General features: G+C 30.1%; 14 protein-coding genes. 9 read left to right on the plus strand and 5 right to left on the minus strand.

Annotated elements, in window-relative coordinates; translation table 11 throughout:
• The first annotated feature begins 23 nt into the window (after positions 1–23).
• Both lpdA and HNR33_RS15205 read left to right on the plus strand, forming a co-directional pair.
• A complete protein-coding gene (gene lpdA, locus HNR33_RS15200) occupies positions 24–1748 on the plus strand; it encodes a dihydrolipoyl dehydrogenase (protein ID WP_429084862.1) in 1725 nt (574 codons plus the stop codon).
• Between the two features lie 184 nt (positions 1749–1932).
• A complete protein-coding gene (locus HNR33_RS15205) occupies positions 1933–2646 on the plus strand; it encodes a M48 family metallopeptidase (RefSeq protein WP_429084864.1) in 714 nt (237 codons plus the stop codon).
• Here the strand turns inward: HNR33_RS15205 and HNR33_RS15210 are convergent.
• A complete protein-coding gene (locus HNR33_RS15210; protein WP_429084866.1) occupies positions 2641–3384 on the minus strand; it encodes a DUF881 domain-containing protein in 744 nt (247 codons plus the stop codon). The two genes, HNR33_RS15205 and HNR33_RS15210, sit on opposite strands and share 6 nt — an antisense overlap.
• 237 nt (positions 3385–3621) lie before the next feature.
• On the opposite strand from HNR33_RS15210, the gene HNR33_RS15215 reads away from it, so the two are divergent.
• Positions 3622–3885, plus strand: coding sequence for a hypothetical protein (locus HNR33_RS15215; RefSeq protein WP_429084867.1), 264 nt, complete (start codon positions 3622–3624; stop codon positions 3883–3885).
• Positions 3886–3947: 62 nt separating this feature from the next.
• On the opposite strand, the gene grxC is transcribed toward HNR33_RS15215, so the two are convergent.
• Positions 3948–4202: a glutaredoxin 3 gene (grxC, locus tag HNR33_RS15220; protein ID WP_429084869.1), complete on the minus strand. Its 255-nt coding sequence runs from the start codon at positions 4200–4202 to the stop codon at positions 3948–3950.
• A 425-nt stretch (positions 4203–4627) separates the two neighbouring features.
• On the opposite strand from grxC, the gene HNR33_RS15225 reads away from it, so the two are divergent.
• Positions 4628–5773 (plus strand): double-cubane-cluster-containing anaerobic reductase, encoded by a 1146-nt coding sequence (locus HNR33_RS15225; RefSeq protein ID WP_429084870.1) that lies wholly within the window; start codon positions 4628–4630, stop codon positions 5771–5773.
• The gene (locus tag HNR33_RS15230; RefSeq protein ID WP_429084872.1) at positions 5773–6537 is read left to right on the plus strand and encodes an acyl-CoA dehydratase activase; all 765 of its coding nucleotides are present in this window, start codon (positions 5773–5775) and stop codon (positions 6535–6537) included. The genes HNR33_RS15225 and HNR33_RS15230 overlap by 1 nt, the downstream gene beginning before the upstream one ends.
• A gap of 78 nt (positions 6538–6615) precedes the next feature.
• Here the strand turns inward: HNR33_RS15230 and HNR33_RS15235 are convergent, their stop codons facing one another.
• From HNR33_RS15235 to HNR33_RS15245, 3 genes are all read right to left on the minus strand, one after another.
• Positions 6616–6981, minus strand: a complete 366-nt coding sequence (locus HNR33_RS15235; RefSeq protein ID WP_429084888.1) for an ABC transporter permease — start codon at positions 6979–6981, stop codon at positions 6616–6618.
• 139 nt (positions 6982–7120) lie between these two features.
• Entirely contained in the window at positions 7121–7504 is a 384-nt protein-coding gene (locus tag HNR33_RS15240) for an IS3 family transposase (RefSeq protein ID WP_429084873.1), read from the minus strand.
• A gap of 565 nt (positions 7505–8069) precedes the next feature.
• Entirely contained in the window at positions 8070–8426 is a 357-nt protein-coding gene (locus HNR33_RS15245; RefSeq protein ID WP_429084874.1) for a helix-turn-helix domain-containing protein, read from the minus strand.
• 307 nt (positions 8427–8733) lie between these two features.
• Between HNR33_RS15245 and HNR33_RS15250 the strand changes: the two genes are divergently transcribed.
• The 4 genes from HNR33_RS15250 to HNR33_RS15265 are packed head-to-tail and all read left to right on the plus strand — an operon-like array spanning position 8734 to position 12375.
• Positions 8734–9678, plus strand: a complete 945-nt coding sequence (locus HNR33_RS15250) for an ABC transporter permease (RefSeq protein ID WP_429084875.1) — start codon at positions 8734–8736, stop codon at positions 9676–9678.
• Entirely contained in the window at positions 9678–10628 is a 951-nt protein-coding gene (locus HNR33_RS15255; RefSeq protein ID WP_429084877.1) for an iron chelate uptake ABC transporter family permease subunit, read from the plus strand. Before HNR33_RS15250 ends, HNR33_RS15255 begins: the two co-directional genes overlap by 1 nt.
• Positions 10625–11380 carry an iron ABC transporter ATP-binding protein gene (locus HNR33_RS15260; RefSeq protein WP_429084879.1) on the plus strand — a complete coding sequence of 252 codons (756 nt, stop codon included), beginning with the start codon at positions 10625–10627 and terminating at the stop codon, positions 11378–11380. The genes HNR33_RS15255 and HNR33_RS15260 overlap by 4 nt, the downstream gene beginning before the upstream one ends.
• 26 nt (positions 11381–11406) lie before the next feature.
• Positions 11407–12375: a siderophore ABC transporter substrate-binding protein gene (locus HNR33_RS15265; protein WP_429084880.1), complete on the plus strand. Its 969-nt coding sequence runs from the start codon at positions 11407–11409 to the stop codon at positions 12373–12375.
• The last annotated feature ends 608 nt before the right edge of the window (positions 12376–12983 follow it).

Genomic DNA, 12983 nt, shown 5'->3' on the forward strand with positions numbered 1-12983 from the left:
ATATGTGAAAAGGGGTTGAAGATATGATAATTGATTTCAAGCTAGAGAAGCTTTCAGGTCACGCCAATAGCGGCAAAGTTGGCAAGATATATAAAAATGTGAATGACATAATAAATGCTGGAGAGGAATTTCTTGACATAGAATCAAATAAAGGAAATATTACGGTATGTGCAGATGTTAGTGGAACAATTAAGAGCATAGAAGTTAAAGCTGGTGATATGGTTAAAAAAGGCGATATTTTAGCTAAGATCGAAGGAGAGCAAATAAAAAAAGAAAACGATCAAGAGACTAAAAGCATGACTGGATTTAACTATATGGGAAGCTTAATGAAACCAAAAAAAGAAGATATAGATGTAGATATTACTATAATTGGAGCTGGTCCAGGTGGATATGTAGCTGCTATACAGGCGGCTAAATCCGGCGCAAAAGTAGCGCTTGTTGAAAAAGAAAACATAGGCGGTACCTGCTTAAACTGGGGATGTATCCCAACTAAAGCCTTCGTCAGATCATCAGAAGTATTTAAACACTTGAAAGAATCGGAAAACTACGGATTATTTGCAGAAAATATATCAGTAGATATAAATAAGGTAGTAGATAGAAAGAATGAAATAGTAAAGCAATTAGTTGGTGGTATTCAGTATTTAATAGAGAAAAACAATATACTGCTATTTAAGGGAAATGGGAAGATACTTGATAAAAATACAGTTTTTACGAAGCATGGCAATAAGGAAACTACTATCCATACTAAAAATATCATAATAGCTACTGGCTCTGAATCTTCGTTGATTCCTATAAAAGGTGTTGACTCATCAAACGTAATGACGAGCAAAGAAATGCTAGATATAAAATCAATGCCACAGAAATTAATAGTTGTTGGTGGCGGTGTAATAGGTATGGAATTTGCTTTTGTATTTAGAAATTTTGGTGTAGAAGTATCAGTTGTAGAATATGCTGATAGTATATTAGCAACCTTAGATGATGATATTTCATGTGAAATTACTTCAATCGCTAAAGAAAAAGGTATAAAAATATATACTAGTTCGAAAGTTGAAGAAATTATCGACACAGAAGATAGACAAAGTGTAGTGGCATTTTCAAAAGGTGATAAGAAACATTATGTAACTGCGGATAAAATACTATTAGCTGTTGGAAGACAACCTAGCATTAATGGATTAGACGTTAAGGAGCTTGGTATTGAGCTAAATGACAGAGGCAGAGGAATAAAGGTAAATGAAAAAATGCAGACTAATGTTCCTAATATTTATGCTATAGGTGATGTTACAAATATTATACAGCTGGCTCATATTGCCTCACATCAGGGAATAGTTGCAGTAGAAAACATACTGGACAAAGATGAGAAAATGAACTATGATGTAATACCGAGCGCAATATTTACTGATCCAGAGATAGCTGTGGTAGGTATAAGTGAGAAAGATGCTAAAAAACAGAACATAGAAGTATCTGTTGGCAAATTTCCGTTTGCAGCAAATGGAAAGGCACTTACATTAGGTGAAACTAGAGGATTTGTTAAGGTTATTAAAGATAAGACTTCAGATAAAATAATTGGTGCAGCAATCATTGGGCCTCATGCAACTGACTTAATTCATGAATTAGCTTTAGCAATAAGAAATGGTTTGAAAGATATAGATATAATAAAAACAGTTCATGCACATCCAACTACATCAGAAGCGATACATGAAGCTGTATTAGCTTCAACAAGCTTTGGAGCACTTCATTTTGCTGAATAAGCATTTGCTTAATAAATATAATGAGCTTTCAATAATCTGAAATAGATTAATTGAAGGCTTTTTAATTTTGTTTTAATCTTGTGTATCTATATAAAAGACTATAAAATACTGATATAATAAGTAAATGTATAATAATTTTAAAGATAAATTATCTAATATAGATAAATTACTAGGAGATAATTACATGAAGTTAAAAATAGAGTATAATTCACAGATTATTGAATTTATAGTTGAGTATAGGAAAAGAAAAACTTTTGAAATAAGTATAGATCCTCCAGATATAGTTAAGGTTGCTGCGCCTATTGGTGCAAAGGAAGATATTATTGTGAAAATTGTTGAATCAAAGGCAAAATGGATAATTAAAAAACTTTCTTTTTTTAGAGAAATTGGTTATGTAAGAGAAAGAAGAGAATATGCAGCAGGAGAAGTTTTTATGTATCTGGGGAAAAATTATTCATTACACATTGCTATAGACGAATCAGTAAATAAGCCTACTATAAAGTTGTATCATGATATGCTGTGTTTGACAACAAATACAAATGATAAAGAAATAATTAAAGCAACAATAAAAGAATGGTATATACAAAAGACATATGAAAATGTGTTTCAAAAGGTTGAACATTATCAGCCATATTTTACAGTACAGCCAAAATACATAAAGGTTAAAGAACAGAAAAAAAGGTGGGGAAGCTGTGGCACTAACAGACATATTCTTTTTAATTGGCGTTGCTCTATGGCTCCTTCCTATGTTATTGATTATATAGTTGTCCATGAAATGAGTCATTTAGTTCACATGAATCACTCACAAGACTTTTGGAAACTTGTAGAAAGTATTATTCCAAACTATAGAAAAGCAAAAGAATGGCTTAAAAGGAATGGTTTTAGGATGTTTTTATAGGTTAGTATCTTCTATTGGATTTACATAAGGCTTCACATACTTAAAATCTATTTCTTTGCTTGTTCTAGGTATCTGAATATCGCTTTCCTTATTAATATCTACTTTGATACTTGGCATATTTTTCAAAACATCTAGTCCACCATCTCTTAAAGTAAGGATATACTCTAGCTCTTTAGGATCTCCTATTACTTTAATTATGACAGGTGGATTAATCATGTATTCATCTATTTCCAATGCATTATTTTTAACATATATTGTTGAATAAGAAGTGTATCTTATATCATTTATTGATATTGCCTCAGCATTAGCTGCATTTAATGAACTAATAACATGAAGGAATAGATCATAGTTTTCTGCAATAGTATTAGTACCATCACCGAAGGTTATATCTTCTTGAAGTTCATCGATTCTAATTATAATTCCAGAACCCGATACATCAGTATTTCCTAAAAAAATACTGTACATTTGCAACTCATTATAAAGCTTGTTGAAAAAATTATTATTTTTAGAAAAGTCTTCCTCTATTATTCTAATCGTGCTCTCAATGTTGTCTAGCTCATTTCTTAACTGTTCTTTCTGCATCGATAATGCTTCTAGGTTTAATGCCAGTGTTTTTATTCTTACAGTAGGATTAATCCCATCTGTGACATTTTGAGTTGTATTAAATTGTATTGAAAGTATGATACCTAATAGGATACAAGCTATAAACATAGTTATTTTCTCTTTTAAACCTTTCAATGGTATTCCTCCAATGAATAATTTATTTCTTTAGATCCATTTTACCACATAATATGGTTTAATTTCCAAATAAATTATTTTAATAAATACTAAGTTATAAGCAGTGAGATATCTGAGATTACAACTAGAAATGAGTTTCTATGAGCAAATTTTTCAACATGTAGAATAAAGGTAAAAAAGTATTAATATAGAATATATAAGTTAGGTGTGATTATTATATGGAAAGGAGAGGCAATTATGGGGAACAGTAAAGTTGTTGAAGTTCTTTCATGGATTTTAGTTTTTATTGGATTTGGAATTCCTTTAAATATTCTATTTATTTATACTTTTAAAAATCCTAAAGGTAGTATTAACTGGGGAAGAAGAATATCTTATAAGAACGAAGAAGATCTTGAGCCTACTGAATTCACAGTGGACCGTTTAAAATTTGGAAGCATTTTAGGTATTATACTTATAAATTTGATATTTATAAATTGGTTAATTCAAATTATTAAAATGTAGAGAATAAGATATACGTAGAAAAACTCCTTTTTGGAAAGGAGTTTAAATTTTTACTAACATTACTATTTAAATATTTCATTGAATTTTCCATTACGATGTAGTTCCAAAAGATCGTCACATCCACCTATAAACCTTTTATTTACAAAAATCTGAGGAACAGTACCAATTCCAGTCTTTTCCTCTAACTCATCAAGCTTATATTTTTGATTAGATATCTCTATTTCAGTATAATCAACTTTTTCTTTACTTAAAAGTTCTTTGGACTTAATACAGAATGGACAAGTTTTAAAAGTGTAAATTGTAATATTTTTACTCATAAAATACCTCCTGTTAAAATAGCTTTTCTTGTGTATTTTTTCATATGTAATAACCTTTAATTATAATTACCCTTTTTCTAAATAAATAACCTTAGTTTTATAATTTGTATTAATATATGATGATTACAACTTTATAATCCTATTTTATTAAGCTTTGATTGCAAGAATTTCTCCAACTCCATCAACTATAACTATAAAAACTATCTATATACCATTGAGTATCTATGGAAACTCTCTATAAGAATTGTTTGAAGATTGAACATTTGATAGACTACTAATGTGTGTGTTAACTTAACATTGAGCATTAGAGATACAGTAAAAAGGATCTCAAGGATAATTGACTAAATAATAATTTCTTCATAAAGGTTTTGCTAACAAAGCAATATATAGGATTTACAAAGAAAAATTATAAGGGGGATTAATTAATGAGACCAGAAATCATGGCAGAAGTAGAAGCACTAAGAGGTGTTAACTCAGTAAAAATTAAAGAAGCAAGTGAAGCTGGAAAGAAGATAGTAGGAATGTATTGTGTTTTTTCTCCACAAGAAATTGCACTAGCAGCAGATGCGATTTCTGTTACACTTTGCGGTACAAGCCAGGCGCCAATAGAAGAAGCTGAAAAAGAACTTCCAAGAAACTTATGCCCGCTAATCAAATCAAGCTATGGATTTGCTATTACTGATAAGTGTCCATATTTCTATTTTTCAGATGTATTATTAGCAGAGACGACTTGCGACGGTAAGAAAAAAATGTATGAATTGATGTCGAAAATAAAACCTATGCATGTAATGAATTTACCACAAACAGCTAATGCAGAAGATTCTTTGAAGTTATGGGAAAAGGAAATGGTTTATTTTAAAGAATTTTTAGAGAATCAGTTTGGAGTAGAAATAACAGACGAAAAACTAAGAGCTGCTATTAAATTAATGAATAGAGAAAGAAAAGCAATGAAGCGTCTTCATCAATTAAATGCTCACAAGCCAGCACCTTTAACAGGAATGGATATGATGCTTGCACAGTGGCTAAAAGGATTTAATGTAGACAAAGAAGCTGGGATTACGCTAATAGAAAAACTGATAGAAGAAGTTGAAGGACAAATGGAAAAAGGAATCTATGCTTTTGATGAAAAAGCGCCTCGTATTCTTCTAACTGGATGTCCTATAGGAAGTGGTTCTGAAAAAGTGCTAAAAATACTTGAGGAATCAGGTGCTAGTGTAGTTGCATTGGAGAATTGTACAGGTTACAAAGGACTTGATGTGCTGGTTGATGAAGATAAAGACCCTATTACTGCTTTGGCTGAAAAATATTTATCTACCCCATGCTCTTGTATGACAAATAACAATGGTAGACTTGATTTAATCGAGAGACTATCAAAAGAATATCAAGTTGATGGAATAGTAGATTTAACGTGGCAGGCTTGTCACACATATAATATTGAATCTTTCACAGTTAAAAGCTTTGCGAAGGATACATTAAATATTCCTTTCCTTCAAATTGAAACAGATTACTCTGATTCAGATGTTGGTCAAATAAAGGTAAGAGTAGAGGCATTTTTAGAGGGAATAAAATAATGTATAGTGTTGGAATTGATGTAGGATCGGTCGCTGCTAAAGCTGTAATATTTGATGGTCAAGAAATAGTTGCAAAGGAAATGATCCCTACAGGGTGGAGTCCTAAAGAATCGGGTCTTAAGCTATTTAAGGAGATTACAACAAAAGCAAATATTGAAAGAGATGAGATTAAAACTATAGTTGGAACTGGGTACGGACGAGTAGCGTTGCCATTTATAGACAAGAAAATAACTGAGATTACTTGTCATGGAAAAGGAGCTCACTTTATTGACTCTAGTATCAGAACAGTTATTGATATTGGAGGTCAGGATAGCAAGGTTATAAAGTTGGATGAAGAAGGTAACATTATTGATTTCCTTATGAATGATAAATGCGCTGCTGGAACTGGACGATTTTTGCAAGTGATGGCTCATGCGCTAGGAATAGATGTAGGCGACCTTTCTCACATTGCGGAAGGTGCGGAACCTCAAACTATAAGTAGTATGTGTACTGTATTTGCAGAATCAGAAATTATAAGCTTAATGGCCAGTGGGGCATCAAAAGAAAGCATTGCAGCAGGACTTCTTCAATCAGTATGTAGCAAAACTTACACTCTTGCAAGCAAGGTGGGAGTTTCAAATAAAGCCTTTTTCTCTGGAGGAGTCTCTAAAAACTATTTACTGGGTAAGCTTTTAAGCGAAAAATTAGGAGTAGAAGTGTTTTCATCGGATCTTTCACAATATTTAGGAGCCATTGGAGCAGCAGTAATTGGTTATGGATGTTAAAATTTTATATACTATAACAGGCAGATAAATTGTTTCGATTAGTTATCTGCCTGTTGATCTTTTTGTACTTAAATATATCTATTGACGCCACTTCATAAACATATTTTCAATTATTGCTACACCTTTATACATTAGGGCAGCGAGTATAGCAAGAATTATAACACTCATCATTACCAGATCAAGCTTAAATACTTGACCTCCATATACTATCAAGTAACCTATACCAGCTTTAGATACCAAGAACTCTCCAACAATAACACCAACCCAAGCTAATCCTATGTTGACTTTGAGAGTACTTACCATAGTTGGAATACTTGCTGGAAATACAACTTTTTTTAGAATTTGAAATTTGGTTGCTCCAAATGTTTTTAGCATCTTAATTTTATCTTCATCTACTTCGATAAAGCTGTTAAAGACATTCATTATAGTTATAACAATCGACACAGCGATTGTATATAGATACAATTAAAAATTTAGCTGAATGATTTATCCTTTATTTATGTATTTTTTCAAATTCATCGACTCTATCTTTTATTAACTCTAACGTATGTTAAATCGCTCACTACAGTTGCATAAGGTTTATCTATATTGTGAATGCTCTATTTAGTTTATTAGCTATCTTAGATTCATTACATTTATCAATATGAGGCTTGTATTGAGCTACTGTGTAATTAGATACTAAATCATTTAACTTCATGATTCTGCCTATCTTCCTCCTTGATGCTACATAGCCTAATTTCTTAAGCTCTACTTTGATTTTCCTAGTTCCATAGTTATTTCTACTTGATTTGAATATTTTAATGATTTTACGAGATATTTCGTCACCTGATAGATCGACTTTAGATTTATAGTAATATGTGCTTCTAGGGAGTTGTAGGATTTTACACATTGCTGATACACTGTACTTGTGAGTATTGCTATTAATCACATTTACTTTTGTTCTAATATCAGCGCCGCTTGCTTTCAAGTGACTTACTTGGCAATTCATTGCCTTAGTAGAACTTATCCTTTAGGGCGAATATCATTTTCCATCTTTAATTGCTGGTTCTCTTTTCTTAGTTTTATTAGCTCATTTTCTTCTGGAGAGTTATTATCTTTTTCTTTGAAAGAGCCGGTAGTTTGACTTCTTTTAATCTAAGCATTGAAGACTGTTGGTATTAAGTCATATTCAGCAATAATATCTTTCTTAGGTTTACCATTTTCATATAGCCTCACCATTTGCTCTTTGAATTCTTCAGTGTAAGTTCTTCTTTATCTTTTAGGCATATAAACAAATCTCCTTTTAATATATTGTTATCAGTTTACATGATCTTAATTTTATTGTCTAGTTTACTGTAGCCGATCCAATCTTTCTATTAGAGGATTCAACATTGATGAATATGGTGGGAGGGTTAATATAAATAGAGTATCTTTATGAAGTTTGATAAATATTTTGATAGCCTCAAAAGTATGAATTATAGTATTGCCCTAAAATAGAAATACTTTTTTATGACAGAGGTATAGTTAGTATGCGTTAGGTAATATGTAAATATCTAATTAACACCCATATTCCTATACTTAAGTGGTGTAGTACCAGTAATTCTTTTAAAAGTCATATTATAATAGTTTTGATTATTATAACCTACAGAAAGTGCTACTTCTAATATGGATAAATTTGTATTTACTAATAAATCCTTACTTTTTTTTATTCTAACTTGATTAAGAAACTGGGAATAAGTCTTTCCTGTTTCTTTTTTGAATAAATTACAAAAATAACACTTATTTAAACCTAAATGTTTTGCTATATAATTTAAATTTAAAGGCTTTTTATAATTATTCTTAGTATATTCAATAGATTTTCTTACATGAAAGTTATAAACCTCATTATTAATAGTATTTTTTGTTAGCAAAATAAGCCCTCCTTCATTTATGCAAGCAAGAATGATTTCATAAGTGACTAAGTAGTTATAAAAAAGCATAAAGTCAGTAGTACTGTGAGTACTTTAATTAAGTAGGATAGAAGTAAAAGAATAGCATTAGATAATTTTAAAACCTCCTAAATATAGTTATAAAAAAACAAATATAGTTAAAGATTAATAACTTCTTTAATGATAGACTGATATTAATTGAAAATGATTATCAAAATCATACGAATTTTTATTATATCAAATTTAAATAATATGTGTCAAATAAGTTAGTAGTCATATAGGAGGCATTATGAAAAAGAGATATCTAATATTAGCACTATTAATACTATCTATAGCTTCCATATTTATTGGAGTTAAAGAAATATCTTTCTCAGATATACTTCATTTAAGTGAGGATAATGTTCAAATATTAATTCTAAGCAGAATCCCCAGGCTTATTAGTATTATTGTAGCAGGTATTGGTATGAGTATAAGTGGACTTATATTGCAGCAAATAACCCAAAATAAATTTGTATCTCCAACTACAGCGGCGACTATAGATTCTGCTAAATTGGGCATTTTAGTTTCTCTTATATTGTTTTCTACAGCAAATACTTTTACTAAAATGCTTGTTTCCTTTATTTTTGCCGTAGGAGGCAGCTTTTTGTTTATGGGGATACTAAAGAAAGTTAAATACAAAAATGCAATTATTATACCTCTTTTAGGAATAATGCTTGGAAGTATAATTGACTCTATAACAACTTTTTTTGCATACAAATTTGATCTTATACAAAATATATCTTCCTGGCTACAAGGAAATTTCTCTATGGTAATTAAGGGAAGATATGAGCTTTTATATATTAGTATTCCACTTGTATTCATTGCATTATTATATGCAAATAAGTTTACCTTAGCTGGTATGGGTGAAGATTTTTCAACAAATTTAGGATTAGACTACAACAAGGTTGTAAATATAGGAGTTTCTATTGTGGCCTTAATATCCTCCATAGTTGTTATAACAGTAGGGAAGATACCATTTTTAGGTTTAATAGTCCCTAATATAGTTACTATGTATCAAGGAGATAATTTAGAGAAAAATATTTTATCGACAGCTTTATTTGGTTCAGTATTTCTACTTTTCTGTGATATATTAGGGCGCCTAATAATATATCCGTATGAAATACCTATTAGCCTTACTGTAGGTGTGTTAGGAAGCTTTATTTTTCTTTACTTACTTTTTAGGAGGAGTGCATAATGAAGTCTAAAAAGAAAATATACTTCCTTTCAGGTTTATTATTAGTGTTAGTAGCACTATTTGTTTTTTTAGGGCTGAATAGTAAAAATTGGGAGTATGCTTTATATCGAAGAATATATAAAATAATTGCTATTATACTGACAGGTAGTTCTATAGCTTTTTCTTCTATAATATTTCAAACAATAACTAACAACCGTATATTAACCCCTAGTATATTGGGATTAGATTCTTTATATATGTTTATACAAACTTTTATTGTATTTGTATTTGGTGCTAGTACTTTAGCCAAGCTAGGAGAAAATTTTAACTTTATATTGTCTGTGGGAGTTATGGCTATTTTTTCAGTTATATTGTTTAAACTACTTTTTAAAAGAGAAGATAATAATATATTTTTTCTTCTTCTTATAGGTATGATATTTGGTAGATTTTTCGAAAGCGTATCATCTTTTATGCAAGTGTTAATAGATCCAAATGAATTTACGCTTGTACAAAATAAAATGTTTTCTAGCTTTAATAGTATGAATACAGATATTCTATGGGTGGCATTAATAGGAGCATTGATATCTATAGGATTTACATACAAATATTTACGAAGCTTAGATGTTTTATCTTTAGGAAGAGAAAATGCAGTTAATCTTGGAGTAGAGTATGACAGAGTAGTAAAGAGAATGCTTATGGCTATTTCTATATTAGTATCTGTATCTACTGCTTTAGTTGGACCGATAACCTTTTTAGGGTTACTAGTAGTGAATATTACTTATGAGTTTTTAGATACATATAAGCATAAGTATCTAATTATAGCCTCTATGCTTGTTAGCTCTATTACTCTTGTAGGAGGACAACTAATCGTTGAAAGAATAATGAATTTCAGCACTCCTATAAGTGTAGTTATTAATTTTATTGGTGGAATTTATTTTATATATCTACTGTTAAAGGAGAATACAATATGATAGAAGTTATTAATATAGTCAAACAATATGGCAATAAAAAAGTAGTAGATAATGTGAGTTTAAAGATAGAAAAAGGAAAGATAACTTCATTTATTGGACCAAATGGAGCAGGTAAAAGTACTTTATTATCAATAATTAGTAGGATTATTAATAAAAACCAAGGAGAAGTTTTTATTGATGGTACTGAAATTAGCAAATGGGATAGTAAAGAGCTTGCTAAAAAAATTTCTATTTTAAAACAATCAAATTATATAAATATAAGATTAACTGTTAGAGAACTTGTGAGTTTTGGAAGATTTCCCTATTGCAATGGAAGGCTTACAACTGAAGATATAAAGTATGTAGATGAAGCTATAAGCTATATGAAGCTTGAAAGTATACAAGACAAATATTTAGATCAACTAAGTGGAGGACAAAGACAAAGATCTTATATAGCTATGGTTTTAGCCCAAGATACAGAATATATTCTTTTGGACGAGCCTCTTAATAACTTAGATATGAAACATTCTGTGGAAATCATGAAAACATTAAGACAATTAGTAGATGACTTAGGGAAAACAGTTGTAATAGTCATACACGATATTAATTTTGCGTCTTGCTATTCAGATTATATTGTAGCTTTATGCAATGGCAAAATAGCAAAGAAAGGAGTGGTTGATGAGATAATAAACAAGAGTATTTTAGAGAAAATATATGGTATACAGTTTAGTATAGAAAATATACAAAACAGTAAAATTTGTGTTTATTATTAAGTAAAAAATAAGTATGAGGTGAAAAAATGTTTAAAAGAAAGAGTTTATTTACAGCGCTACTATTAATGATTACTATTTTAGCTCTAACTGCTTGTGGTGCTACACAAGGTACATCAAATAGCGAAGATAATGTTAAGCTGCAAACTAAGAGAACTGAAAATTCTAGTATGACTATTGAACATGTGTTAGGCAAGACTGTAGTAAATAAGAATCCAGAAAAAGTAATTGTATTTGACTATGCAACTATAGATTCATTAGAGAAAATGGGTATAGAAATATTAGGACTTCCAAAATCCAATGTACCTAAACATTTAGAAAAATACAATGATGACAAGTATGAAGATGTAGGAACATTATTTGAGCCTAATTTTGAGAAAATATTTGAACTTGAGCCTGATGTAATATTAGTTTCAGCAAGGCAGGCAGAGGTGTACGATGAGCTTGCGAAAATAGCACCTACTGTGTATTTAGAGGTAGATGGGGCTAACTATATGGAGTCAGTTATTAAAAATACTCAGATTTTAGGAGAACTGTTTGGAAAAAAAGATATTGTAGAAAAGGAACTTTCAAATGTTAATGAGACTATAGAAGACTTAAATAAAAAAGTAGTAGATAGCGGTAAAAATGCTTTAATAGTAATGGCTAATGATGGAAGCATAAGTGCATATGGAGAAGGTTCAAGATTTGGGATTATACACAAAGAGTTTGGGTTTGTACCAGCGGATAAAAATATAGAAGCATCAAACCATGGTAACTCTATTACATTTGAATATATTTTAGAGAAAAATCCAGACTATATATTTGTTATTGATAGAGCAGCAGTTGCTGGTGGTACTGTATCAGCAGAGCAAATCTTTGATAATGATATAATTAAGAAAACGGATGCTTATAAAAATGATAAGATTGTATATTTAAGCTCACAAATTTGGTATGTAGGTTCTGGTGGGTTAACAGGAACTATGACAATGATAGAAGACATACAATCAGGTTTATAAAATTTAAAATAAAAGCAGAAGGGACGGTTTAAAAATATAAATAACCGTCCCTTCTACTTAGTAAATCTGTAGATAATTTATAGAAATTATACTATTATCAAAGGGTAGAGTGGAGTTTTAAAATTGAAGGAGGTAAAAAGCTTATAGAAATAGGACTCGGTTGTGGACTATACTCGTCGTAGAGTAATTCACTTGATAAAGTAAACAAGCTGTATGCTCTACTGATCGGAGTATTTGGTAGACGGCCTTTGACGGATTTCTGGACTTCATCCAGCAATGTATAAGCAGAAACAATGATATTTAAAAATTTGAAAATAGTGGTTTTGCGAGTAATATTAAAAGATATAATCATGTCAGCTATCTTTTGTTATATGTTATTTTTCCACAGAAAATATTTTACAATAAAGTAATAACTTTTTACATCTATTTTCCAATTTTTTTTGTTTTTCATTTGTTCAACAACCTATTCATGATATAATTTACTTTATATGTTATAAAAATATTTATTTTAAGTAAGGAGCATTCCTGTAATAAATAAAAATGAACTTTGAAAAAAGAAATACCACCTGTTAAAATACGAGGTGTCAGATAATCTCACGTGAAAAACT

Origin of the sequence: Brassicibacter mesophilus, assembly GCF_050433385.1 — a bacterium.
Classification (GTDB): domain Bacteria; phylum Bacillota; class Clostridia; order Tissierellales; family Proteiniboraceae; genus Brassicibacter; species Brassicibacter mesophilus.